Origin of the sequence: Mycobacterium gastri, assembly GCF_002102175.1 — a bacterium.
In the GTDB taxonomy this organism is placed as follows: Bacteria; Actinomycetota; Actinomycetes; order Mycobacteriales; family Mycobacteriaceae; genus Mycobacterium; species Mycobacterium gastri.
Window position 1 is genome coordinate 1 of record NZ_LQOX01000103.1, and the last position, 24,175, is coordinate 24,175.

21 protein-coding genes, 1 pseudogene and 1 riboswitch are annotated in these 24,175 nt (G+C 66.8%); of the genes and pseudogenes, 8 read left to right on the plus strand and 14 right to left on the minus strand.

Annotation, left to right across the window (positions count from 1 at the left end):
* A partial coding sequence (locus AWC07_RS11635; RefSeq protein ID WP_139829653.1) for an HNH endonuclease signature motif containing protein occupies positions 1–643 on the plus strand: 643 nt, incomplete at its 5' end.
* A gap of 44 nt (positions 644–687) precedes the next feature.
* On the opposite strand, the gene AWC07_RS11640 is transcribed toward AWC07_RS11635, so the two are convergent.
* The 6 genes from AWC07_RS11640 to AWC07_RS11665 all read right to left on the minus strand — a co-directional run bounded on the left by AWC07_RS11640 (position 688) and on the right by AWC07_RS11665 (position 6,861).
* Positions 688–1,155, minus strand: a complete 468-nt coding sequence (locus AWC07_RS11640; RefSeq protein WP_036418672.1) for an Rv1419 family lectin — start codon at positions 1,153–1,155, stop codon at positions 688–690.
* A gap of 210 nt (positions 1,156–1,365) precedes the next feature.
* On the minus strand, positions 1,366–2,862 hold the full coding sequence (locus AWC07_RS11645) for a neutral zinc metallopeptidase (protein ID WP_051508240.1): 1,497 nt from the start codon (positions 2,860–2,862) through the stop codon (positions 1,366–1,368).
* A gap of 190 nt (positions 2,863–3,052) precedes the next feature.
* Positions 3,053–4,513 (minus strand): M28 family peptidase, encoded by a 1,461-nt coding sequence (locus AWC07_RS11650; protein WP_036418674.1) that lies wholly within the window; start codon positions 4,511–4,513, stop codon positions 3,053–3,055.
* A complete protein-coding gene (locus AWC07_RS11655; protein ID WP_036418716.1) occupies positions 4,510–6,006 on the minus strand; it encodes a M28 family metallopeptidase in 1,497 nt (498 codons plus the stop codon). The genes AWC07_RS11650 and AWC07_RS11655 overlap by 4 nt, the downstream gene beginning before the upstream one ends.
* 90 nt (positions 6,007–6,096) lie before the next feature.
* Complete coding sequence (locus AWC07_RS11660) at positions 6,097–6,522, minus strand: DUF2752 domain-containing protein (RefSeq protein WP_036418676.1); 426 nt, start codon at positions 6,520–6,522, stop codon at positions 6,097–6,099.
* A 9-nt stretch (positions 6,523–6,531) separates the two neighbouring features.
* On the minus strand, positions 6,532–6,861 hold the full coding sequence (locus AWC07_RS11665) for a CD225/dispanin family protein (protein ID WP_036418679.1): 330 nt from the start codon (positions 6,859–6,861) through the stop codon (positions 6,532–6,534).
* A 507-nt stretch (positions 6,862–7,368) separates the two neighbouring features.
* Here AWC07_RS11665 and AWC07_RS11670 point away from each other — a divergent pair.
* Complete coding sequence (locus AWC07_RS11670) at positions 7,369–7,890, plus strand: hypothetical protein (protein WP_036418681.1); 522 nt, start codon at positions 7,369–7,371, stop codon at positions 7,888–7,890.
* Positions 7,891–7,893: 3 nt separating this feature from the next.
* On the opposite strand, the gene AWC07_RS11675 is transcribed toward AWC07_RS11670, so the two are convergent.
* The 4 genes from AWC07_RS11675 to thiO all read right to left on the minus strand — a co-directional run bounded on the left by AWC07_RS11675 (position 7,894) and on the right by thiO (position 10,634).
* The gene (locus tag AWC07_RS11675) at positions 7,894–8,664 is read right to left on the minus strand and encodes an SGNH/GDSL hydrolase family protein (protein WP_036418683.1); all 771 of its coding nucleotides are present in this window, start codon (positions 8,662–8,664) and stop codon (positions 7,894–7,896) included.
* A complete protein-coding gene (gene thiG / locus AWC07_RS11680) occupies positions 8,661–9,416 on the minus strand; it encodes a thiazole synthase (protein WP_036418686.1) in 756 nt (251 codons plus the stop codon). The genes AWC07_RS11675 and thiG overlap by 4 nt, the downstream gene beginning before the upstream one ends.
* A 1-nt stretch (position 9,417) precedes the next feature.
* Entirely contained in the window at positions 9,418–9,615 is a 198-nt protein-coding gene (thiS, locus tag AWC07_RS11685; protein WP_036418688.1) for a sulfur carrier protein ThiS, read from the minus strand.
* Positions 9,612–10,634, minus strand: a complete 1,023-nt coding sequence (gene thiO, locus AWC07_RS11690; RefSeq protein WP_036418691.1) for a glycine oxidase ThiO — start codon at positions 10,632–10,634, stop codon at positions 9,612–9,614. The genes thiS and thiO overlap by 4 nt, the downstream gene beginning before the upstream one ends.
* Positions 10,624–10,742: riboswitch (TPP riboswitch) on the minus strand. (Overlaps the previous gene by 11 nt.)
* Positions 10,743–10,800: 58 nt before the next feature.
* On the opposite strand from thiO, the gene thiE reads away from it, so the two are divergent.
* Positions 10,801–11,460, plus strand: a complete 660-nt coding sequence (thiE, locus tag AWC07_RS11695) for a thiamine phosphate synthase (RefSeq protein WP_139829658.1) — start codon at positions 10,801–10,803, stop codon at positions 11,458–11,460.
* On the opposite strand, the gene AWC07_RS11700 is transcribed toward thiE, so the two are convergent.
* Positions 11,432–12,055 carry an NUDIX hydrolase gene (locus AWC07_RS11700; RefSeq protein WP_036418694.1) on the minus strand — a complete coding sequence of 208 codons (624 nt, stop codon included), beginning with the start codon at positions 12,053–12,055 and terminating at the stop codon, positions 11,432–11,434. The genes thiE and AWC07_RS11700 overlap by 29 nt on opposite strands.
* 155 nt (positions 12,056–12,210) lie before the next feature.
* Here AWC07_RS11700 and glnX point away from each other — a divergent pair, with 155 nt between their 5' ends.
* Genes glnX through AWC07_RS11715 form a run of 3 tightly spaced genes read left to right on the plus strand, consistent with a single transcriptional unit; the run spans position 12,211 to position 16,804 of the window.
* Positions 12,211–13,530: a protein kinase G-activating protein GlnX gene (gene glnX, locus AWC07_RS11705; protein WP_036418697.1), complete on the plus strand. Its 1,320-nt coding sequence runs from the start codon at positions 12,211–12,213 to the stop codon at positions 13,528–13,530.
* Positions 13,530–14,516: a glutamate ABC transporter substrate-binding protein gene (locus tag AWC07_RS11710; protein WP_036418699.1), complete on the plus strand. Its 987-nt coding sequence runs from the start codon at positions 13,530–13,532 to the stop codon at positions 14,514–14,516. Before glnX ends, AWC07_RS11710 begins: the two co-directional genes overlap by 1 nt.
* Positions 14,516–16,804 (plus strand): serine/threonine-protein kinase PknG, encoded by a 2,289-nt coding sequence (locus AWC07_RS11715; protein WP_036418702.1) that lies wholly within the window; start codon positions 14,516–14,518, stop codon positions 16,802–16,804. Before AWC07_RS11710 ends, AWC07_RS11715 begins: the two co-directional genes overlap by 1 nt.
* A gap of 526 nt (positions 16,805–17,330) precedes the next feature.
* Here the strand turns inward: AWC07_RS11715 and AWC07_RS11720 are convergent.
* Positions 17,331–18,190 (minus strand): annotated as a pseudogene (locus tag AWC07_RS11720) (endonuclease domain-containing protein).
* Positions 18,191–18,364: 174 nt separating this feature from the next.
* On the opposite strand from AWC07_RS11720, the gene AWC07_RS11725 reads away from it, so the two are divergent.
* Both AWC07_RS11725 and AWC07_RS11730 read left to right on the plus strand, forming a co-directional pair.
* Positions 18,365–19,675 carry a DUF1800 domain-containing protein gene (locus AWC07_RS11725; protein WP_036409366.1) on the plus strand — a complete coding sequence of 437 codons (1,311 nt, stop codon included), beginning with the start codon at positions 18,365–18,367 and terminating at the stop codon, positions 19,673–19,675.
* On the plus strand, positions 19,672–20,853 hold the full coding sequence (locus AWC07_RS11730) for a DUF1501 domain-containing protein (RefSeq protein WP_036409368.1): 1,182 nt from the start codon (positions 19,672–19,674) through the stop codon (positions 20,851–20,853). The genes AWC07_RS11725 and AWC07_RS11730 overlap by 4 nt, the downstream gene beginning before the upstream one ends.
* Here the strand turns inward: AWC07_RS11730 and AWC07_RS11735 are convergent.
* Positions 20,815–21,987, minus strand: a complete 1,173-nt coding sequence (locus tag AWC07_RS11735; RefSeq protein ID WP_036409370.1) for an acetate kinase — start codon at positions 21,985–21,987, stop codon at positions 20,815–20,817. The two genes, AWC07_RS11730 and AWC07_RS11735, sit on opposite strands and share 39 nt — an antisense overlap.
* A complete protein-coding gene (gene pta / locus AWC07_RS11740) occupies positions 21,977–24,175 on the minus strand; it encodes a phosphate acetyltransferase (RefSeq protein WP_085105078.1) in 2,199 nt (732 codons plus the stop codon). Before pta ends, AWC07_RS11735 begins: the two co-directional genes overlap by 11 nt.

Genomic DNA, 24,175 nt, shown 5'->3' on the forward strand with positions numbered 1-24,175 from the left:
AGACCCCTGTGTCAGCGGCACCCCCACCCAAACCGCGATCGAATCCGACACCCGCAGCGCCGCCCAACGCACCCATGACGCGATCAACACCGCGTTGCGGGCCATGCTGTGCTCGACTGATCTGGGTCAACACAATGGGCTGCCCGCCACCATCATCGTGTCCACCACGCTGGCCGAACTGGAATCCGGCTGCGGCAACGCCCTTACCGGCGGCGGCACCCTGCTGCCCATGCACGATGTGATCCGGCTGGCCTCCCATGCCCATCATTACTTGCGGATCTTCACCAAAGGACGCGAGCTGGGCCTGCATCACACCAAACGCATCGCCACACCCGGACAACGAATCGTGTTGTACGCCAAGGATCGAGGGTGTTCATTCCCCAACTGCGACGTACCGGGCTACCTCACCGAGGTACACCACGTCACCGACTTCGCCCAATGCCAACAAACCAACATCGACGACCTGACATTGGCCTGCGGCCCCCACCACCAACTGGTCACCTCCGGCGGCTGGACCACCCGCAAACTCAACGACGGAACCACCCAATGGATCCCACCAGCCCATCTCGACCACGGCCAGCCACGAACCAACACCTACTTCCACCCAGAAAAGCTCCTGCACGACAACAACGACGACCCATGACAACCACGCGCCGATGCTGAGGCGGAAGTACCCGGCAAGCCCGGTCAGGCAACGCTATCCCACTGCTGCTCAGGCGCATTTGCGTTACACCATCGGGTCGACACCCAAGTCCCCGGGTCTGGGCCGCCGAGAACCGCGAGGCAACCCCCAAGGTCATTCGTCACCTGGCCGTTGGACTGGATGGTCCAATGCTGGCTGATCCAATTGGTGCAGGGATTGAGTTTCGCCCACCAACTCTCCCCCGGTTGCGTCAGGCACTCCCCGGAGAAGGCCACGCTTTCGATCTCCTGGTCATTGAGATTCCAGCGCTGGAAGTCTGTCCCATTGCAGGGGTTGATCACCACCGGGCCGAGCCAGCTTCCGCTCGGCGCGTCCAGACAGACATCGCCTAATCGGCTTCTCAACTGGATCGGGCCGTCGGCATGTGCCACACCGGCGTTGAGCAGTGCGAGACCCAAGGATGCACCGACCATGGCAAGGGCCCGGCGCCCACCGCACATCAACCGCGGCATCTCAGCTCCACCATCGTGTCGAACCACCTCACCAACCCGGCAGCGCAGCTCGCGCCGAAACCACATCCGCCGCAGCCGGCTTGCGCGGATAACGAGATCCTTACCTTAGCCCGCACCGAGCCACTCTGCATCTGGTAACTCGCTCCTTGCCGACGCTGTCCAATAATCCCGTGCACAGCAACGGAATTCGAACGAATGCGGCCGCCAGCGCTACAACGCGTAGCGCGAATAGCACGCGTCCATATCGCCGCCCACTCCGGCACGGAACGCTGCTATCCGGGTGAACCCGGCCGGCACGCTGATCCCGTCGGCGTCGCTGGCCACCATGTGGTTGGTCAGCAACCCGGAAACGGCTTCGTCGAGATCACCGGCGGTCAGAATGAGTTGCTGACCGGACGGCAGGTCGATCGGCTCGGCCATTTTCCGGTGCGCGACGCCGGTCAGGCAGGCCGTCCGCAGGGCGGTCCACGGACTCTGCATCGCCAGCCCGCGTTCATGCTGCGCCGCCAGTGCGTATCTTGACATCACGATCGACAACGCGGTGTCATCGCCTTGCGGCAACGACTGCTCGCCGGTGCCGGCGACCTTTCCCATGGTCGCCAACGCCGGCAGGTCGACGACGATCGTGTTGCTGGCCGGACAGTATGACGCCGGCGGGCTCGGCTTGGCGTCCCCGCAGCCGGCCGGCTGGTAGGACAGCGTGGGCGGATTCTTGGGCGAGAAGATCTTGCCCATCAGCTCCATCAGCGTCTTCAGTGTGTCTTCGTTGATCGCGACCTCACCGGTCTCCTGGTTCCCGCTGCTGTCGACCCGCAGGCCTTTCGGCAGATCCCCACGGCGCCGCTCGATCTCGGCCTTGTTGATCGCCGCACACGCCTCGGTCCCACTGAGGAAGCCCATTTGGAAGGCGCTGACGCGGTCCAGGGCGGACCCGTGTTCGTCGTCGTTTTCCGCATCCGCGTCCATCACCGGGTCGCGGGTGGTGATGATCCCGGCGAGCACGTGGTCGAGCCCGTCCGCGGTGCTCAACGTGAAGCGCGGCGACTTACCCGCGGCCACCCAGTACAAATAGACGCCGGCGAAGCAATCCGCTTGTTGCTCACGGACAATGGTGGCGTCGTTGCGGGTCACCAACTTCGCCATCACCTGAAGGGCATGCCCGAATTCGTGTGCTAACACGCCGGTGACGGAGATATCGCCGAAATACTTCTCGGCGACCGGCATGAATACTCCGCGGTCCCAGGCGATCATGTTGCAGCGCGAGGTGAAGAACGCGTTGACCAGCTGGTAGGTCTCGTTGCGGCAGACCATCGGGCTGCTGGGGTCGTTGGAGTCGTAGGACACCAGTTTGTCGACGGGCTTGAACGTGCCCTTGAGGGCTTCGCTGTAGACCTCCTTCCAGTAATCCTGGATATCGTTGACCGACAGCAACGACAACTTGTCGATCGGTCCGTTGTTGGTGTTGATCACCGTGCCGGTCGCAGCGGGCCCGTTGGGACGGGGGCCGCTGGGACCGTTGGTCGCGGGCAGACCTCCGACCCGGAACGGGTCGTTGAGGATCGACAGCGCACGTCCCTCCACCATGGTGGTACAGCCGGCCACCACCAGCACGGCACCCAGGCCGGCTGCCGCGGCGCGTAGCGATGCGGTCAGCCCGCGCGTGCGTCGCCGCCGCAATTGACGTCTTGTCCGACCGCAGTTATCCATGTAATCGACCCCGATCCCGACCGGCCTGCACCCAAGGGTCCCAGTTTAGATCGGTTGGTTGGAAGTCAGTGCGCAAACCAAGCGGCGACGCCGCAAAAAATCCTGGTGCCGCATTCGGCCCGAGCAGGCCGGTGCCACAACGGTTTCTATACTTGCCGGGCCTGCCGGACGCCGGCCGGCGCGGCAGCCGCTACGACACCGGGGCGCGATGGCGCTTGCCGTGTGGGGTGACGCCGTTGACGCCCCCGATGGACTGCGCATAGCTGCCCACCGCGAACGCCACTGCCGAGCCCATCACGGCCAGTGCTTCCCTGTTGACGTTGTCGGCGGTGTCCCGGACGCTCAGGTAGTCGGGATCGAATGCGACGCCGGCCTGGCCACCCCAAAGGCGTGCCTGCACCGTGGTTTTCGGCTGCGAGGCGCCGGTGGTCAGACCGCCGATCGGCACACCGGCGACCAGGAACGGATGGTAGTCGGCACTGGCGGTCAGCGGCATGTCGGCGGGCCGCCTACCCGCCAGGTTCACATAGCCGGCGAGGGTGCGTTCGATGCCGGCCGAACCTTCCGGCACATCGGCTGACGCCACACCGGGACCCGGCGGGCCGGACTGGTCGCCGTCGTCGGTGAAGAAGCCGGCGTTGGGCGAGCCCAGCATGTCGAAATTCAGGTACATCGCGATGTTGTTGAGCTGTTCGCCATTCAGACCGAAGACGTAGTCCATCGCGCCGGTGAGCCCGGCGCCCCAGAAGGCGAATCGCACCGCATTGTTCACCGGCGGCAGCGGACCCAACTGCAGCGCCGTTTCCAGCACCGCGGCCACCCCGGACCCGCCGTCGTTGATGCCCGGGCCCCCGGCCGGGCTGTCGAGATGTGCGCCGAGCATGATCACCTCATTCGGCGTCCCGGTTTTGGTCTGCGCCAGCACATTCCGCGATGTGATCTTGACGTTCTCGGTGTCCAGCACCAGCCGCACCGGGGCGGTTGCGCGTCCCAGGGCCGCGGCGACGTTGGTGTCGACCACCGCGACGGGTACGGTGAGCTGGTTGTAGTAGCCGGGGCTGAAGAGGGTCGGCGGGCTTCCCTGTCTCGTGGGCCCGCTCACCACGATCAGCCCGATAGCGCCTTTGGCGAGCGCGCTGTTCTGCTTGTCGACGATCGAACAGCGCGTATCGTCCACCACGGCGATCGCGCTCTTCGGCAGGACGGACGGGTAGTCGCCGACGGCACAGCCGGCCGGTTGGATGGGCCGTACCGGCTGGCCGGTCAGGCCACCGGGCGGTGTCCGAACCAGCAGCGAGGCCTGGTCGATGGGATAACTGCGGCCGGCAACCGTCAGCGCCGGTTTACCCTGCAAGGCGGTGTACACCCGCTCGAACTGTGGGGTTGACACCTCAAACCCCTTGGTGCGCAGGGCGTTCACCACATAGTCGACGCTGGCGTCGTAGCCACGCGTACCCGTCGCCCGGTTGCCGTTGTTGGCGTTGGCGATGGCCTGCAGCGCACGCAGGTGGGTGAACATCCCGTCGGCGGTGACCTTGCCGGCCAGCGTGCGACCCAGGTCGGGCGCCGCTGCCGGCGGCGCCGGCTTGGGCGCCGAGCATGCGGCCAGCAAACAGGCCAGCACCAGCGTCGTTATCAGGCTCCGCATCATGGCTTGACGAGCACGTGACGGGTGCGATCCCCTACCGGGGGAACACCGTTACGGCCGGTCAGGTCCTGTGCGTACAGGCCCACGGCGTAGGCGACACCGGCGCCCTGGATGCCCAGCGCCGTGCGGTCGATGTGCTCTAAGGTGTCACCCTTTTGGTGATAGTTGGGATCGAAAGGCTCGTTTGCGGTGCCGCCCCACAGCTTTGCCTGCTCGTCGGTCTTCTTGACCTCCGCGCCGGCGAAGAGCCCGCCGGACGGGATCCCCGCCAAGGTGAATCCGTCATAGTCGGAACGACCGTCGAACGCGGTGTCCTGCGCGGTTTTGCCGGCCAACTTCAGATAGGCGGCCAGCAGCCGTTCGATCCCGGCCGAGCCTTCCGGCACTACCGGCTGGCCACGGCTGTCCAGCGGCAGCGACTGGTCTCCGTCATAGGTGAAATAGCCCGGATTAGGGGAGGCCAGCATGTCGAAATTCAGATAGAGCGCTATGTTCGTCAGCGCGTCGAGATCGAGCGACTCGACATAGTTGCGGGACCCGATCAGCCCCAGCTCCTCGGCACCCCAGAATCCGAACCGCACCGCGTTGTGCACCTGTGGCGAGTTGCCCAGTTGCACTGCGGTTTCCAGGACCGCGGCCACTCCGGAGCCGTTGTCGTTGATACCGGGACCCTCGGCCACGCTGTCCAAATGGGCGCCTGCCATCACCACATCGGTGCTAGACCCGGTTTTGGTCTGCGCGATGACGTTGCGCGCCTTGAAACTCTGGGTGCTCGCGGTGAGCTTGACGGTTGTCGGCCCGGACTTGCCGCGCAGCTGCATGCCCACCGACTTGGTGACACCGACGACCGGGATCTTGACGTCGGTGTTGACCCCCAGAGTGCCGCCCATCGACTGCTCGTCGACGTTGTCGACGATGATCAGCGCCGCGACGCCCTGCTGCGCGGCGACGTCTTCTTTCTGGGCGAATTCGCAGCTGCCACGGTCCACCAGTGCCACCGCACCCCTTGCGGGCAGTTTGTCGTAGTCGGCGGCGGTGCAGCCCGGGCTGTCGTCTGCGGGAACCGACAGCAACGGTCCGCTCACCCCGTCCGGGCCGGTGCCGCGACTGTATTCCAGCGCATGCGCCTCCACGGTCAGGCCGCCGACGCTCACCGACCCCTTCTCGGCGTGGAACACGCGGGCCGAAAACTCCGGTGTCTGCACGTCGAAACCGCTGTTGCGCAAGGTGTTGACCACATAGTCGACGCTGGCCTCATAGCCCGGGGTGCCCACCGCCCGGGTGCCATTGTTGGCGTTGGCGATGTCTTGCAGTTTGGTCAGATGCGCCATCATCGCTTCGATATGCACCCGGTTATGCAACGTGTCGGCGAACTCGGCCGCGGCGGGATTGCCGGTAGGGGTCTGCGGGCAGGTTGACGAATGAACACAACCGACCACCAGCAAGGCAACGACCACCACCACGGCCATTGCCGGGGTCCTTGATTTGTTCGCCATCGCGCCCAGATTAGACCGCGGTTCGGCAGTGGCGGCGCTTGACACCCATCCGGCGAGCAATCGATCCGGACTTAGTGAATGCAGGTGAACTCAAACGAACAGAGCGCTGAACGGTGCCACCGGGATGTTGCGCACCACGAACCAGGCCAGCACCAGCGACAGCGTCACCAGGGCTGCCCAGCGACTGCGCTGCCACCCGCGTATTCGCCGGCCTACCAGGCGACCATAAGTCCACGCCAGGTAGGCCCACACCAAGAGCACCACCGCCGCCAGGCCGAGAGCGTTGAATCTGGCGGCGGCCAACAGATTGCCGTGCAGCAGGCTGTACAGCATTCGCAGACTGCCACAGCCGGGGCAATCGATTCCCAGCAATGCCTTGGTGGGGCATACCGGCAGTGGACCGTTCGGCGTTGTCGGGTCACCCACCCAGACAACGGCGCACACCGACATGGTGGCCGCGGCCACCAGCAGTGGCGCACCCAACCGCAACGGCACCGACCCTTGGTGGGTCAACATGTACTCGCCTTAAAACATCCCCACGAGCATGGCCGCGCTCGACGTCCCCGCGTTCAGCGCGCCGACCGCCATCAAGATGCCGTAGATGACAAGCACGACCACACCCGCGATGGCCGACCAGATGCAGAACTTCTTGGCGGCGTCGGCGGCCGCCTGGGCCTCTGCATAGCGCCCCTGTGCCCACAGACCACTGACCTGGGTGGACTTGACGATCGCAACGATCCCAAGCGGAAGACAGCAGAACAACGTCACCAGAATGGACCACACCAAGTAGTTGTCAGGTTGTTGCCCGGCGGGTGGCTGCTGCGGCGGGTAACCAGGCGGTGGTGGTTGTGTCATGAAAACTCCAGATCAAGAGAAGTTAGCTGGCCCTAAAGCGGTGCCTACCATACCCGAGAGCCGTCGTGACGGCATCATCTAATCGGAAAAATCCGCGCGGCGGCGGGCGCCCGCTGAACCGTTTCCGTGACGCAACGTGGCGCCCTCGTCCGAATCGGCTCGACCCGGATTACCCCCGGGGGCAATCGTTTACCGCTGCCATCAGGGTCAGCCGGCGCCAGAACCTGTGATCGACCTCTGGCGAAAGGAATTGTCCGACCGATGATTTCACGAATCATCGGCACCAGTGCCCAGACGTGCTCGCAGGTTGAATCAATATCGGCCGCACACCGAAATTGATGTCACAACAGACAATTTCTAACCGAATTTGTATTCGGGCGCCGACATAGCCCTGTCACGGCTCTCCCATACCGATCGGCGAAGCCCTGTTTTCCGACGAGCGACACCAATACACTCACCGATGTCAACGCAGCCGCATCGTCGGTCCGACACACCAAGGAGTCAAGGATGTCTCACTTCACCACCGCGCTGCGAGCCGCGACGGCTGCAGCACTCATGGGTAGCCTCGGCTGCCTGGGTATTGCTACCGCGAAGGCGGACCCCACCGGCACTGCGTCCGACGTCAACACACTCGCTGGTTCGGTGTCCAAAGGTTACGGTCTCAACAACTGCACGGCCCAGACAATCACCAGTGGCGAACTCGCCGCGCTTTCCTGCGGGCAAAGCCCCGACGCCGCGGGACCCGCCCAAGCCAAGTACATCCTCTTCGCCAACCCCGACGATATGAACGGATCATTCAAAGCCAGCATCAAGGACGAAACCCTCACCGCGTGCGGGGACAGCGGCCAGTCGCCGACCACCTGGCGCCAGGGCAGCGCGGGCACCACCGCCGGACAGGTGGCCTGCGGCACCTACCAGGGTGCCGCCGAGATCATCTGGACCACCGACGCCAAGAACGTGCTCAGCTACATCCGTGCCGGCAACTCGGATGTCCCCGCGCTTTATCAGTGGTGGCGGACCAACGGCTGACGCTTACAGTTGGGCCGCAACCAGTTTCGCCACCGCGCGCATCCCGGCCGCATTGGGGTGCAGCGGCGCCGGCCGCGCCGGTAGCGGCACCCCGAACCGGGCAGGCTTTTCCGTCCACGGCTCGGGCGACCACGCGTGGTGGTCACGGCTGGCTGCCGCGGCGCGCACGACCTCACAGCCGGTGAACGCGGCGGCGTCGGCGGTAAGTCGTTCCAGCGTCGCGGCGACGTGGCGGCCGAGCTCGCTGTCCGCTGCGCACAGCGGCGAAGCCGGCACGCCCGCCGGTGGCAACACCGTGAGGTAGTCGACGAAGAGCACCCGCGCCCGCGGCGCTCGCCGCCGTAACGAACGACCGACCTCGCACAGCGAATCGAATACCTGGGCCAGGGCCTGATCGCGGGAATTGCGGTCGCGCAGTTCGGCTATCCACGCGCCGAGCAGCGGCAGGCGCCGCACCGGTCGCGGCAACGCCGCGGCCATTAGCAGCGGAATGTAGCCGACGTCGTTGCCGCCGATGGTGACCGTGACCAATGACTCCGAGCCGTCCAGCGCGGCTATCTGGGGCGGCGCGCCGTGCTGCTGGTCACCGAGCACATTGGCGGTGGTGGCGCCGGAGTAGGTGACGTCCACCAACTCCAGGCGTTGTTGTTCGGCGACCAGGTGCGGGTAGTTGCGGGCCGATCGGCCGGACCGCCACGGCGCGCCGGCCGCGCGGGGCCGGATGCCCGGGCCGGCTGCCATCGAACTGCCAAGCGCCACATAGCGTTTGGTCATAGCTCAGGACTGGAGGCCTGTGCCCAAAAGCGTTTCGGGATCCTGCCGGCACGGCGCGCCAGATAGCCGGCGGTGACGGCCGCCGCCATCGCGGCGGCCATCGCCGGAGGATCTGCGGCCCGGGTCACCGCGGTGGCCAACAACACCGCGTCACAACCCAACTCCATCGCCAGCGCGGCATCGCTGGCGGTGCCGATGCCCGCATCGAGGACCACCGGAACGCCGGCCCGCGCCACGATCATCTCGATATTGTGCGGGTTGGTGATGCCGAGACCGGTGCCGATCGGTGAGCCCAGCGGCATCACCGCCGCGCAACCGGTGTCCTCGAGGCGGCGGGCCAGCACCGGGTCGTCATTGGTGTACGGCAGCACCACAAACCCGTCGTCGACTAATTGTTCTGCGGCCCTGACTAATTCGACAGAATCGGGCAGCAGGGTGCGCTCGTCGGCGATCACCTCCAGCTTGACCCAGTTGGTGTCCAGCGCCTCGCGGGCCAGCTGCGCGGTCAGCACCGCCTCGGCGGCACTACGGCACCCTGCGGTGTTGGGCAACGGCGTGATACCCAGCCGGTTGAGCAGGTCGAGCAGACCGGTTCCGCCCTCGGCGTCGACGCGGCGGATCGCGACGGTGGTCAGCTCGGTACCCGAGGCGACCAAGGCCTCTTCCAGCACCGCCAGATTCGTCGCTCCCCCGGTGCCCATGATCAGCCGGGAGGCGAAACTGCGGTCGCCGATCGTCAGTTTGTCACCCACGTCAACCACCCTGCACCGCCGTCACCACCTCGAGCCGATCACCTTCGGAAAGCATTGTCGCCCAGTTAGATCGAGGAAGCACCGCGCAGTCCAGGGCCACCGCAATGCCACGGTCGGGGAAACCCAGCGACCGCAGCAGCGCGGCAACGGTGGTCTGTTCGTCGACCTCCACCTGCTCCTCGTTGACGACGACGATCATGCGCTCGCCCCGACCGCAGCGAGTTCGGACACAATCTGCTCGGCCGTCCACGGCGCCAACAGGAACCCCGATCGGCCATGGCCCGCGGCGACCAGAGTCCGCGCGTCCAGGCGTTGCACGATCGGCAGGTTGTCGGGCGTCATCGGCCGCAGTCCCGCCGAGCACTCGGCCAATTCGTACTCACCCAGGGCCGGCAGCACCGCGCACGCGTCGTCCAGCAGGTCACGCACGCCCGACACCACCGGCGCGGTGTCGCGGCCGTGTTCATACTGGGTGGCACCCACCACCACCCCGTCCGCCCGCGGCACCAGATACACCTGACGGCCATGGACGCGGGCGCGAATCACTCGGCGCAACAACGGCATACAACCTTTCCGCCACCGCAGCCGCAACACCTCGCCCTTGACCGGGCGCACCGGCAGGCCGGGCCACAACGCGGGGGCGTCGATGCCGTTGGCGATCACCACCGCGTCCCCCTCGGCCTCGGACAGCCCGGTCACCGGAGCGGCCCAGGCGACGCCGAGGCGCTCACAGTCCACTATCAGCGCGTCGAGCAAGGCGCGGTTGTCGACCGCCAGTTCGGTAGGCGCGCGAAAGCCGTGCCGGATGCCTTGGGCCAGCAGCGGTTCGACGTCGCGGGCGACCGACTCCCACACCACCGGGTGTCCTTGCTGCGACAACCAGTCGGCGACGGTATGCAGGTCGGCGACGTCGGCCCGGTCGACACCCACCACCAGCGACCCGCGCGCGGTGACCACGTGTGACGGCAGCCCGTCCAGAAAACCGCCGTCGTGCCACAGCCGCAGTGACTGCAGCCCGAGCCGCAACAACCCTTCCTCACCGGGCCAGCCTTCGCTGTGCGGGGCGATCATGCCGCCGGCGACCCACGACGCGCCGGGCTCACCGCTGCGATGCACCCGCACCGACCATCCGGCCCGGGCCGCCCGGCGTGCCACCGACAAGCCGATGACGCCGCCGCCGATGACGGCCAATGACCCCGCGGGTGTGGGTGCTGACATCCTTGCTCCCTTCGCCGGCATGACCCGGATCAGGTGTGACGGTCAGGGCAGGTCCAAGGTGCCCACTCTCAGTCCCGCTGGTTACCCGGGACTCCCGTGCCTACAGGGTTCTTCTGGTTCCAAACTAGCGCGCTAGCGTCGCAGTGTGCAGTCCCGTCTGGCCCGTCTGGCTCGTCTGGCCGAAGCGAGGCTCTATTTGTGCACCGACGCCCGTCGCGAGCGCGGCGACCTGGCCGAGTTCGCCGATACGGCGTTGGCCGGTGGCGTGGACATCATCCAGCTTCGGGACAAGGGCTCGGTCGGCGAGCAGCGGTTCGGGCCGCTGGAGGCACTCGACGAACTGGCCGCCTGCGAGGTCCTCGCCGACGCGGCCCGCCGCCACGGCGCCCTGTTCGCGGTCAACGACCGGGCCGACATCGCTGCGGCCGCCGGCGCCGACGTGCTGCACCTGGGTCAGCGCGACCTGCCGTCGAGCATCGCCCAGAAGATCGTCGGGCCCGGCGTGCTGATCGGCCGGTCCACTCATGACCGCGACCAGGTTGCCGCGGCCGCCGTCGCCGATGACGACTACTTCTGCGTGGGACCCTGCTGGCCCACCCCGACCAAGCCGGGGCGCCCGGCACCGGGGCTGGACCTGGTGCGGGCCGCCGCCGCAATCGGTGGCGACAAACCGTGGTTCGCTATCGGCGGCATCGACGCGCAGCGCCTGCCCGACGTCGTGGCCGCCGGTGCCCGCCGGATCGTGGTGGTGCGCGCCATCGCGGCGGCCGACGACCCGAAGGCAGCCGCCGAACGGCTCAGGTCAGCGCTTCCAGCAACGAGCTGACCCGCGGACTCAGCTGCGACGGCACCAGATCCGCGTCGCCCGGCATGCACCACACGAAGACCCCGTCCTCGATTTCCACCGTGCAGGGCAGCCGTCGCCGGCGTTCATCGCCGCGGCGCAGCGGCACGGTGACCGGGGCGGTGCGCAGCAGCTGCCAGCTGGCGGCGAATCCGGGATGCAGCGGAAGGTCGGTCACGTCGTCCTCGGCAACCCAGCGCAGCTCGGCGCTTTCCCGGTTGGGCACGGTGTGCAGCAACTCGTCGGTGTCGGCGACGACCGTCGTATAGGTCCAGGCCGTGCCGCGCGGGCTGGCCGTCACCAGCACCGCCCGCACGGTCAGGCGCTCGGCCGCCAGGCCCGCCTCTTCCCGGGCTTCGCGGACCGCGGTCTGTTCCGGAGTCTCATGGCTGTCCCGGGCGCCGCCCGGCAAGCCCCAGGTGCCACCCTGATGGCTCCACACCGCCCGGTGCTGCAGCAGCACCGCGGGTCCGCCGTCGGACAACGGGGCCCGAAGTAGCAGCCCGGCCGAGCCGAATCGGCCCCAGTAGTGGGCGCCGTTGTCGGATACCACCCATCCGTCCCCGTCGCCCTGCACCAATTCAGGATATGCACGCGACGCCGCCGGGGACTTAGGGTAATTAAGTCTGCCTCCCCACATCTGTCGGCGCATTCTCTTAGAATTCGCTTATCCGGGTTGGTGACTTCGCCGAACAAGCCGAATAGATATCGAAAGCTGAGGTCGGACCAGACGTGACGGTTGAGCTGGCGCACCCGTCGACCGAGCCGCTGGGATCGCGGTCGCCCGCCGAACCGGCCCATCCGCGCTGGTGGTTCGTCTCGACCACACCCGGGCGCATCCTGACCATCGGCATCGTGTTGGCAGCTCTGGGCGTGTCCAGCGCGTTCGCCACGTCGACGACGATCAACCACCGTCAGCAAGTGCTGACCACCGTGCTGGAACACACCGAGCCGCTGTCGTTTGCGGCCGGACGGCTCTACACCACGTTGTCGGTGGCCGACGCCGCGGCAGCCACCGCGTTCATCGCCCAGGCCGAACCCCGCGCCGTCCGGCTGCGCTACGAGCAGGCCATCACCGACGCGGCGGTGGCGGTGACCCGCGCGTCGAGTGGGCTCACCGATGAGTCGTTGGTGCAATTGCTGGGCCGGATCAACGCTGAACTCGCGGTCTATACCGGCCTCATCGAGATCGCGCGCACCAACAACCGGGCGGGTAACCCGGTCGGGTCGTCGTACCTGTCGGAGGCATCGGGGCTGATGCAGTCGACGATCCTGCCCGACGCGCAACAGCTGTACCAGGCGACGTCGGAACGGGTCGACCGGGAAACCACCGCGTCCACCCAGATCCCGGCTCCGGTGATCCTGGTCGTCACCAGCACGGTGGCCTTCGGCGCCTTCTCGCACCGCTGGCTGGCCCGGCGCACCCGCAGACGGATCAATCCCGGTCTTGTCGTCGGTGCGCTCGGTATTCTCGTCATGGTGGTCTGGGTCGGAACCGCATTGGCAATCTCTACGACGGCCAGCCGCAGCGCCAAAGACTCGGCGGCGGAGTCGCTGAAGATCGTCACCAACCTGGCGATCACCGCCCAGCAGGCGCGAGCCGACGAGACGCTGTCGCTGATCCGGCGCGGCGACGAAGAGATCCGCAAGCGGTCGTTCTACCAGCGCATCGAGGCCATGCATCACCAGCTCGACGACTACATGGCCCGCCGCGACGCCGTCGACAAACCCGACTTGCAGGGTGCCGATCAGCTGCTCGTCCGCTGGCAGCAGGCCAACGACCGGATCAACTCCTACATTTCGGTCGGCAACTATCGGGCCGCCATCCAGGTTGCGTTGGGCAAGGGCAAGGACGACGCCACGCCCGCGTTCGACAAGCTCGACGAGGCGCTGACCAGGGCCATGGAGCAGAGCCGCCACCACCTTCGCGACGACGTGCTCAATGCCCGGCGGGGACTGGCCGGCGCCCAGGTTGGCGGCGTGGTGCTCAGTGTGGGCGCCGCCACTGCGGTCGCGCTCGGACTGTGGCCCAGACTGAAAGAATATCGGTGATGAAGGGCCTGCCCAGTTTCCGGAGGGCGGCAACGCCTCTCGCGCTCCTCGCCTCGGCGGTCCTGCTCGCCGGTTGCGGCCACGCCGAATCGCTGAAAGTCGAGACGACGCCGACGCTCCCGTATCCCACGCCGGTCGGAATGGAGGTGATGCCGCCCGAGCCGCCGCTGCCGCCGGACGCGGCGAGCCAGGACTGCAACCCGACCGCCAGCCTGCGTCCCTTCCCCGCCAAAGCCGAGGCCGATGCCGCGGTGGCCGATATCCGCGCGCGAGGCCGGCTGATCGTCGGGCTCGACATCGGCAGCAACCTGTTCAGCTTCCGCGACCCGATCACCGGGGATATCACCGGCTTCGACGTCGACATCGCCGGGGAGGTGGCGCGCGACATCTTCGGCAGCCCGTCACACGTCGAGTACCGGATCCTGTCAGCCGCGGAGCGCATCACCGCGCTGCAGATTTCCCAGGTCGACGTCGTGGTCAAGACCATGACCATCACCTGTGAGCGACGCAAGCTGGTGAACTTCTCGACCGTGTACCTGGATGCCAACCAGCGCATCCTGGCCCCCCGCGACTCGTCCATCGCGAAGGTGTCGGACCTGTCCGGCAAGCGTGTCTGCGTGGCCAGGGGCACCACGTCGCTGCGCCGGATCCGCGAGATCGCGCCGCCACCGGTCGTCGTGTCGGTGGTGAACTGGGCCGACTGCCTGGTGGCAATGCAGCAGCGCCAGATCGATGCCGTCAGCACCGACGACTCGATTCTGGCCGGGCTGGTGGAAGAAGACCCTTATCTGCACATCGTCGGGCCCGACATGGCCAATCAGCCCTATGGCATCGGGATCAGGCTGGACAACACCGGGCTGGTCCGGTTCGTCAACGGCACACTCGAACGGATCCGTACCGACGGCACCTGGAATACGTTGTACCGCAAGTGGTTATCGGTCCTTGGTCCAGCACCGGTGCCGCCCCAGCCGAGGTATCTGGATTGATGTCCGCCAAGCCCGCGCACAACGACTCAGCGACCGACGATCAGGAAGGCCGGCAAGACCTGGCTCCCGGCACGCAGTCGGCCGACGTGCAGACGGGCGCGGCCGCCGGAAGCCGGCCGCCGGCGACTCAGGCGATTTTCCGTCCCGATTTCGACGATGACGACGAGGACTTGTCCATCTCGCTGGGCGCCATGGACACCCAGCCGCAGGAGCGGATGTCGGCTGCGACGCGGGCGTTGCCGCCGGTCAGGAAGCTCGGCGGTGGCCTGGTCGAGATTCCGCGGGTACCGGATACCGATCCGCTCAAGGCCCTGATGACCGACCCGGTGGTTCCCGAGTCGAAGCGGTTCTGCTGGAACTGTGGACGCCCGGTCGGTCGCAGCGGCGCGGAGGACAGGGGCGCCTCGGAGGGCTGGTGCCCCTACTGCGGCAGTCCGTACTCGTTTCTGCCGCAGCTGAGCCCCGGCGACATCATTGCCGGTCAGTACGAGGTCAAGGGCTGCATCGCGCACGGTGGAATGGGCTGGGTGTATCTGGCCCTCGACCACAACGTCAACGACCGTCCGGTGGTGCTCAAAGGCCTGGTGCACTCCGGGGACGCCGAGGCGCAGGCGATCGCGATGGCGGAACGCAAGTTCCTGGCCGAAGTCGTGCACCCGTCGATCGTGCAGATCTTCAACTTCGTCGAGCACACCGACCGGCACGGAGATCCGGTCGGCTACATCGTCATGGAGTACATCGGCGGGCAGTCGCTGCGGCGCGGCCGCGGCGAGAAACTGCCGGTCGCCGAGGCGATCGCCTACATCCTGGAAATCCTTCCGGCGCTGAGTTATCTGCATTCGATCGGCCTGGTCTACAACGACTTGAAGCCGGAAAACATCATGCTGACCGAGGAGCAGCTCAAGCTGATCGATCTGGGTGCGGTGTCGCGGATCAACTCGTTCGGATACCTCTACGGCACTCCCGGCTTCCAGGCGCCCGAGATCGTGCGGACCGGCCCGACCGTGGCCACCGACATCTACACCGTGGGGCGCACGCTGGCGGCGCTCACGCTGAACCTGCCGACCCGCCACGGCCGGTATGCCGACGGGCTGCCCGACGACGACCCGGTGCTGGACAAATACGACTCCTTCGGCCGGTTGCTGCGCCGCGCCATCGACCCCGATCCGCGACGGCGATTCGCCAACACAGACGAAATGTCGGCGCAGTTGACGGGCGTGTTGCGGGAGGTGGTTGCCGCCGACACCGGGGTGCCCCGGCCCGGGCTGTCGACCATCTTCAGTCCCAGCCGGTCTACCTTCGGCGTGGACCTGCTGGTCGCGCACACCGACGTGTATCTGGACGGCCAGGTCCATGCGGAGAAGCTGACTGCCAAGGAGATCGTGACCGCGCTGCAGGTACCGCTGGTCGACCCGACCGACGTCGCGGCACCGGTCCTGCAGGCCACCGTGCTCTCTCAGCCGGTGCAGACGCTGGACTCGCTGCGCGCTGCCCGGCACGGCGCCCTGGGCGCCGACGGCGTCGACCTTTCCGAATCTGTCGAACTGCCGCTGATGGAGGTGCGGGCGCTGCTGGACCTCGGTGATGTCGCCAAGGCCACCCGCAAACTCGACGACCTGGCCGACCGGGTGGGCTGGCGCTGGCGGCTGGTCTGGTACAAGGCGGTTGCCGAGTTGCTCACCGGCGACTACGACTCTGCCATCAAGCATTTCACCGAGGTGCTGGATACCTTCCCAGGCGAACTCGCGCCCAAACTGGCGCTGGCCGCGACCGCGGAACTGGCCGGCTACACCGACGAGCACAACTTCTACCAGACGGTGTGGCAGACCAACGACGGCGTGATCTCGGCGGCCTTCGGACTGGCCAGAACCCTTTCGGCCAAAGGCGATCGGGCCGGCGCGGTTCGCACCCTCGATGAAGTACCGCCCAGCTCAAGGCATTTCACCACCGCCCGACTGACCAGCGCGGTGACGTTGCTGTCGGAACGGTCACGTAGCGAAATCACCGAGGATCAGATCCGTGACGCCGCCCGGCGAGTGGAGTCGCTGCCGCCCACCGAACCGCGCGTGCTGCAGATTCGTGCGCTGGTGCTCGGCGGCGCGATGGACTGGCTACAGGACAACCAGGCCAGCACCAATCACATCCTCGGGTTTCCGTTCACCGATCACGGGCTGCGGCTCGGCGTCGAGGCGGCGTTGCGTAGCCTGGCGCGTATCGCGCCCACGCAACGGCACCGCTACACCTTGGTGGACATGGCCAACAACGTGCGTCCCACCAGCACGTTCTAGGTTTGTTGTTTGGGGTGCTTGGGCGTTGGGAGGGCGTCCTGGCCGGTGTTTCCCTAGGCTTACGGATGTCCCGGGCCACGGTAATCACATCTGCCACATGAATCGCTGTCTGGGGCGGTGCACAATTTGCCCACCTATCAGCGACAACCTAACGCGCACAACGGATTTGTCGCTATCAGGTGGGCACGACGGACGCCGCGACCTCCTTGTGGCTGATGTGACTGACGTGATCGGCCGCCGTCTCGCCGGAAGTGCGGGTTTACTACCTCAGCATCGGGCTGGGGATTCGAGTTTGCGTCCAGGGCCTCGAGTGTGCGTCCAGGGCGTCGACTGTGCGTCCAGGGCGGCGAGTCTGCGTCCAGGGCGTCGACTGTGCGTCCAGGGCGTCGACTGTGCGTCCAGGGCGTCGACTGTGCGTCCAGGGCGTAAGAATCGCCCAAACACCGCCAAGGATGCACCGTCGACGCCATTGGCGCACACTGGAAACCCCTACCGCACAACCGAACCCCATCCCCACCGCCGCACCTCACCGTACAACCGAAGTCCGCTCTCGAACCGCCGCCCGTACCCGGCGCAGAATGTCCGCGGGGCGATCCTCGGCCACCACCCGGATGATGACCCACCCCATCTGCTCGAGCAGCTCGGCGCGTCGAATGTCCTTGACATACTGTTGGCGATCTCGTTGATGATGGTCGCCGTCGTATTCGACGGCGACCATATAGTCCTCCCAGCCAAGGTCGAGGTACGCGAACGGAATGCCATCCGCGCCCGGTACCGGTATCTGCGTGCGCGGTCGCGGGAATCCCGCATCGATCAGCAGTAGCCGCAGATAGCTTTCCTTCGGTGATTGTGCGCCGGGGTCGACGAGCTCCAGCGCAGTCTCCAGCTGCCGCAGTCCGCGCGCCCCGGGATGGCGGCCGGCGACACACAGCACATCGTCCACCTTGAAACCCGTCGCCCGAGCCAGCGCGTCCAGCCGGACGACGGCGAGCGGACCGCTCCGCGCCGGCCGATGTCGAAGGCGGTGCGCTCGGGTGTGGTGACTGCGCGACCGTCCACGATCTGCATTTCGCCGTCGCTCAGCACGTCGCGGCGCGTCAGCACACCACGCGGCGGCCGGGACTTGACACAAATCAGCTCTACGGGGAAGTCGTCGGGAATCCATCTGGCCCCGTGCACCGCCGCGGCCGCCGCACCCGCAATAACAGCTGAACCACGCGACCACAGCCAAGCTGCAGCAATCCGCTGCTCGAAAGAAAACTGCACCCGCCGCGACAGGTAGACATTCGGCAGCACTGCCCGGTACCGGGTGCGAAGTTGATGCCGGGTCAACGTTCCTGACGCCAACACCGCGCTGCCGAGGAAAGGTGCTTGCGAATCCCACATGCCGCAGAGGATGGCACGTCGACCGCCAACAGTGATTCCGCGTATCCACAGGCTTGAAATCGACTGTGCGTCCTGGGCTTCGAGTGGGCGCATGAGCCGCGCGATCTCGAAGCCACTCGGCGGCACACACGGCAAACATAGTGAAAACACAGCTTCGCCCGTCACAGTTTGAACATGGCCGGGCAATCCACGCGGTGGATCACCACGGCCCGACTCCTTCGCAGGGCCGGGTTCGGGGTGAGCGGCGTCGAGGTGGACGCGGTGGCCAATCAAGACTGGCCCGTCTACCTCGACGCCGCCCTGGCCGCCGACCTCGACGCGGACCCGGGCGTCCGACAAACCCCGATGCCCGAACTGACCGCGCCGCGGCCCCCGGGCAAAAGGGCAACGCCGGCGGCTCGTGCGGAGTTCACCCGCGAGCTGGCCGCGCAGCAAGCCGAGCTGTCCGGATGGTGGCTGCGCCGCATGATCGCCGTCCGGCAGCCGTTACGCGAGAAGCTTACCCTGTTGTGGCACAACCACTTTGCCACCTCGGCGCGGAAAGTCCGGGCCCCGGCATATCTGGCAGCACAAAACCAGAAGCTGCGCACGCTGGCACTGGGCGACTTCCGCACGCTGGCCTATACCATGCTCACCGACGCCGCGATGCTGCGCTGGCTGGACGGGCAGAGCAATACCGCCAGGGCCGCCAACGAAAACCTGGCCCGGGAATTCATGGAACTGTTCGCGCTGGGCCACGGCAACGGCTACACCGAGGATGACGTGCGGGCCGGTGCCCGCGCGCTGACCGGATGGGTCATCGGCGCCGACGGCCGGACGTCGATGCTGCCCAGGCGACACGACTTCACCCCCAAAACGCTGTTCGGGGTCACCGGCAACTTCGACGCCGCCGGGTTCTGCGACGCCGTACTCGCCCAGCCGAACTCCGCACAGTATGTCGCGGGTCGCATGTGGCAGCAGTTGGCGTCCGACGAACCCCCGTCGGCGGCGGTGCTCGATCGACTGATCAGCGCCTATGGCACCACGCGCGATCTGCGCGCCCTGACCCGGGCCATACTCACCGACGACGAGTTCACCGGTAGCCGCGCGACGGTCGTCACCACCCCGGTCGAATGGCTGGCTGGCGTCATCCGGTCGCTTCGGACCCCGGTCGACAACCACCTCGAGCTGATCGACCGGACCCTCGCGGCGCTGGGACAACGGCCCTTCTTCCCACCGGACGTCGGCGGCTGGCCGCGGGGCCAGGTGTGGCTGTCCACCGCGTCCGCCGGGACGCGACTGCGCGTCGCCCTGCACCTGGCGAATACCGCTGACCTGTCAGCCGTCGAAAGTGCCTCCGCCCCAAACCGTATCGACGCCGTCGGCTATCTGATCGGCGTGGGCGCGTGGACCGACCGGAGCGCCCGCGCGCTCGGGCCGCTGGTGCGACGCCCACCCCAGCTGGTCGCCGCCGCCGTCAACACACCGGAATACCTGACGTCATGATCAATCGCCGCAGGTTCCTGATCGCCAGCGCCGGTGTCGGCGCGGCCGGTCTGCTCTCCGGAGCGGTGGCGGTCAGCTGGCGCGATCTGCAGCGCGCGGCCTACGACCGGCCCTTGCCCGACGACGCCGGCGTGCTCGTCATTGTCACCCTCTACGGCGGCAACGACGGGATCAACACCGTAATCCCCTACGCCGACAACGCATATCATGATGCTCGTCCCGAACTCGGCTACGCTGCCGGCGATGTCTTGCCATTGGACGGACAACTGGGCCTCAACCCGGGACTGCGGGGCCTGGCCCAGCTTTGGAGTCAGCGGCAACTCGCGATCGTGCGCGGCGTCGGCTATCCCAAGCCCGACCACAGCCACTTCCGGTCCATGGACATCTGGCAAACCGCATCACCGGCCGAACCGGTTTCGACGGGCTGGATCGGCCGCTGGCTCGACGCCACCGGCGACGACCCGCTGCGCGCGGTCAACATCGGTGCCGTGCTGCCTCCGCTGGCTGTGGGCGAAAAGCACACCGCCGCAGCGCTTTCGACCACTGCCGTGCCGAAAGCCGCCGATGCGTTCGACGCGACGACGCAGGCGTTGAGCGCCACCGACCCGAACGACACCCCGGCGATGGCGGCGGTGTCCAGGGCCTATCGCGACGCGCGCACCACCGACGCGGCGTTCGCGTCCATCAAGCCGGAAAGCGCCCACAATTCGCTGGCCACCCAGCTGAACATGGTGGCCGGCGCGATCAAGGCACGGGTGCCGACCAGGGTCTACACCGTCCACCTGGACGGATTCGACACCCACGCCGACGAACGCGACACGCAGCAGCGGCTCCTGCAGACCTTCGACGAGGCCGTCACCGGATTCCTGCAGGAGATGGCCGGGGATCGCTGCGGCCGCAACGTCGTCGTGCTGGCGTATTCGGAGTTCGGGCGGCGGGTGGCCGCCAACGCTTCTCAGGGCACCGATCACGGAACGGCGGGGCCGGTCTTCGTCGCAGGGGTGCCCGTCAAGGGCGGCTACTACGGCGACGAGCCCAGTCTCACCGACCAAGACCACGGAGACCTCAAGTCCACCACCGATTTCCGCGACACCTATTACGAGCTACTGGTACATACCCTCGGAACCGACCCGACACCGTCAGTCGGAACCGGCCGGACGAGCCTCGGTTTCCTGTAGGCAATCGCGGGCGATCGCCAGTTCTTCATTGGTGGGGATCACCAGTACCGCGATCGGCGAGTTGTCCGGCGAGATCTGTCGCGGCCCGCCGGCGGGACTGGCGTTGCGCTTCTCGTCGACTTCGATGCCGAGCTCAGCCATTCCGGACAGCGCGTCGCGGCGCACCGTGCTGTCGTGCTCGCCGATCCCCGCGGTGAAAGTCAGCACGTCGGTATGTCCCAGCACCGCCAGGTAAGCACCGATGTACTTGCGCAACCGGTGGATGAACACGTCGTAGGCCAATCGCGCTGCACCGTCGCCATTTTCGATCAGCGCGTGCAACCGCCGGAAATCGCGCTCACCGGCCAGTCCCAACATCCCCGAGCGGTGGTTGAGCATCGACTCGATCTCGTCCACACCCATGTTCGCGTTGCGCCACAAGTACCACATGATGCTGGGATCCACGTCACCGCTGCGGGTGCCCATCACCAAACCCTCCAGCGGAGTCAGGCCCATGGAGGTGTCGACCGGTCGCCCGGCGGCGATCGCCGATGCCGACGCACCGTTACCCAGATGCAGCACAACCTGATTCAGGGTTTCCAGCGGCCTGCCCAGGAAGGCGGCGGCCCGCTCGCTGACGTAGCGATGCGACGTACCGTGAAATCCGTAGCGGCGGATCTGCCACGCCTTTGCCAAGTCCCGGTCGATGGCATAGGTCGCCGCCGCGGCGGGCAGGTCATGGAAAAACGCCGTGTCGAATACCGCGATGTGCGGGACGCCGGCCAGCATGGCGCGCGCCACCTTGATGCACAGCACCGCGGGCGGGTTGTGCAGCGGTGCCAGCACCGACAGTTCCTCAAGCCTTGCGACCACCGCATCGTCGAGAACTGTCGGCCGGTGAAAGTCCGTGCCGCCGTGCACCACCCGATGTCCTACCGCCAGCAGGCCACAGGTCCGCACGTCGATGCCGTCCTCGGACAACATGTCGAACGCACGATGCAGCGCCGTGTCGTGGTCGGGCACCGCGGACGACGATTCGCCGATCCGCTCGATGTTGCCGGCCGCCCGTGAAATACCCGACACCGGATCGATCAACTGAAACTTCAACGACGACGAGCCGGAATTCAGCACCAGCACCAGGCGGCTACTGGCCATCGTCGATCCCCTGCGCCTGAATTGCGGTAATGGCAACCGTGTTGACGATGTCCTCGATAAGCGCCCCGCGCGACAGGTCGTTCACCGGCTTGCGCAGGCCCTGAAGCACCGGGCCGATCGCGATGGCTCCCGCCGAACGCTGCACCGCTTTGTAGGTGTTGTTGCCGGTGTTGAGATCGGGAAAGATCAGCACCGTCGCCCGGCCGGCCACCGGCGAGTCGTGCATCTTGGCGGCTGCGACCGCGGGGTCGACAGCGGCGTCGTATTGGATAGGCCCCTCGACCAGCAGCTGCGGCTCTCGTGAGCGAACCAACTCCGTTGCCGTCCTGACCTTTTCGACGTCAGCTCCGGTCCCGGAAGCCCCGGTGGAGTAGGACAGCATGGCCACCCGCGGTTCGATGCCGAACTGCGCGGCGGTGCGCGCCGAGCAGATGGCGATATCGGCCAGCTGCTCGGGCGTCGGGTTGGGCACGATGGCGCAGTCACCGTAGGCCAGCACCCGATCGGGCAGGCACATCAGAAAGATGCTCGACACCGTGGAGATGCCCGGGGCCGTTCTGATGATCTCCAGCGCCGGGCGGACGGTGTGCGCTGTGGTGTGAGCGGCTCCGGACACCATGCCGTCGACATAGGAGTTGTATACCAGCATCGTGCCGAAATACGATACGTCACAAATGATTTCACGTGCCAGCTCGGCGGTGATCCCGTGCGACTTCCGCAACTCGGCATACTGCTCGGCGAATTGGTCGCACAGTGGGCTGGTGCGCGGGTCGAGCACCTCGGCCTGACCCAGATCCACCCCGAGCTCGGCTGCACGCAGCCGGATCCGGGCCTCTTCGCCAAGGATCGTCAGGTCGGCGATGCCGCGCTGCAGCAGGCGGCCCGCGGATTTGAGGATGCGGTCGTCGTCGCCTTCGGGAAGCACGATGTGTTTGCGATCCGACCGGGCCCGCTGCTGCAAGCCGTAGGTGAACATCTGCGGTGTGGTGACGGTCGGGATCGGGATGGCAAGGTGACTCATCAGGTCGGCGATATCGACGTGACGGTCCATCAGCTGCAGCGCGGTGTCGATCTTGCGCTGCGAGGATGCGGTGAGCCGGCCGCGAGCCGCCGCGGCGGCGCTGGCCGTCTCGTAAGTGCCCAACGTGGTGGCGATGATCGGCAACCTCAGCCGCAGCCCCGACACGAGCGCCGCGATCGACGGATGCAACTCGAAGCCGCCGTTGAGGACGATGCACGACAGGGACGGAAAGCCCTCGGCCGCATGGGCGCTGGCGACGGCAAGCACCACGTCCGAGCGATCACCCGGAGTGATCACCGCCATACCGTCGCTCAGCCGCTCCAGCACGTGATCGGCGGTCATCCCGGCCACCAGTACGTCCATCACCTCGCGGCTGCGCAGCGGCGTCTCACCGCTGATCGCGGTCCCGTTGACCGCTTCCTCCAATTCGGCCACCGTCGGCGCCGACAGCAGTGGCTCTTCGGGCAGCACATAACTGGCTGGAGCGAAACTGCGCAACGCTTCGCGCACGGCCGCCAGCTCCGTCGGCTCGCACCGGTTGGCCACCACCGCCGCGGTGTGCGCGCGCTGGGCGGACAGTTCGTCCAGGCAGACCCCGACCACACTGACCACCTGCTCGGCGGTACGACCCTTGGCGCTGACCGCCAACAGCACCGGCACGCCGAGGTTGACCGCGATCCGGGCGTTCACCGAGAGCTCGGTGGGTGTGGAGACGTCGGTGTAGTCGCTGCCGACGATCACCACCGCGTCACACTGCTGCGCCATCGCGTGGTACGCGGCAACGATGTCGGCGATCGCGACGTCGGTGTCGGCGTGCAGGTGCTGGTAGGTCACGCCCACGCATTGCTCGTAGGGCAGGCCCGCGGTGGTGTGCTCCAGCAGCAGTTCCAGAAGATAGTCGCGCGCCTCGCCGCTGCGCGTAAGTGGCGATCGCAAGCGCGGCGAAGCCGGGCGCAGCGGGTCGTCACCAGATGCTCGCGTAAGTGGCGATCGCAAGCGCGGCGAAGCCGGGCGCAGCGGGTCGTCACCAGATGCTCGCGTAAGTGGCCGGAACACACCGACTTTGGCGACCGTCGCGGCCAACCGGTGCAGGATCCCGAGCGCGATTGTCGCCTTGCCGGACGCCGGTTCGGGCGCGGCGATGTAGATCGCGGAGTTGGCCGGCAC

Coding starts and splice junctions, on each gene's coding strand:
- thiS (WP_036418688.1), bottom strand. CDS start 9,615: ATGATCGTCGTCGTCAACGAGGAGCAGGTGGAGGTCGACGAACAGACC.
- AWC07_RS11710 (WP_036418699.1), top strand. CDS start 13,530: ATGAAGGGCCTGCCCAGTTTCCGGAGGGCGGCAACGCCTCTCGCGCTC.
- AWC07_RS11650 (WP_036418674.1), bottom strand. CDS start 4,513: ATGATGCGGAGCCTGATAACGACGCTGGTGCTGGCCTGTTTGCTGGCC.
- AWC07_RS11655 (WP_036418716.1), bottom strand. CDS start 6,006: ATGGCGAACAAATCAAGGACCCCGGCAATGGCCGTGGTGGTGGTCGTT.
- AWC07_RS11670 (WP_036418681.1), top strand. CDS start 7,369: ATGTCTCACTTCACCACCGCGCTGCGAGCCGCGACGGCTGCAGCACTC.
- AWC07_RS11730 (WP_036409368.1), top strand. CDS start 19,672: ATGATCAATCGCCGCAGGTTCCTGATCGCCAGCGCCGGTGTCGGCGCG.
- AWC07_RS11675 (WP_036418683.1), bottom strand. CDS start 8,664: ATGACCAAACGCTATGTGGCGCTTGGCAGTTCGATGGCAGCCGGCCCG.
- AWC07_RS11715 (WP_036418702.1), top strand. CDS start 14,516: ATGTCCGCCAAGCCCGCGCACAACGACTCAGCGACCGACGATCAGGAA.
- AWC07_RS11645 (WP_051508240.1), bottom strand. CDS start 2,862: ATGGATAACTGCGGTCGGACAAGACGTCAATTGCGGCGGCGACGCACG.
- thiO (WP_036418691.1), bottom strand. CDS start 10,634: ATGTCAGCACCCACACCCGCGGGGTCATTGGCCGTCATCGGCGGCGGC.
- AWC07_RS11725 (WP_036409366.1), top strand. CDS start 18,365: ATGGCCGGGCAATCCACGCGGTGGATCACCACGGCCCGACTCCTTCGC.
- AWC07_RS11660 (WP_036418676.1), bottom strand. CDS start 6,522: ATGTTGACCCACCAAGGGTCGGTGCCGTTGCGGTTGGGTGCGCCACTG.
- AWC07_RS11665 (WP_036418679.1), bottom strand. CDS start 6,861: ATGACACAACCACCACCGCCTGGTTACCCGCCGCAGCAGCCACCCGCC.
- AWC07_RS11640 (WP_036418672.1), bottom strand. CDS start 1,155: ATGCCGCGGTTGATGTGCGGTGGGCGCCGGGCCCTTGCCATGGTCGGT.
- AWC07_RS11735 (WP_036409370.1), bottom strand. CDS start 21,987: ATGGCCAGTAGCCGCCTGGTGCTGGTGCTGAATTCCGGCTCGTCGTCG.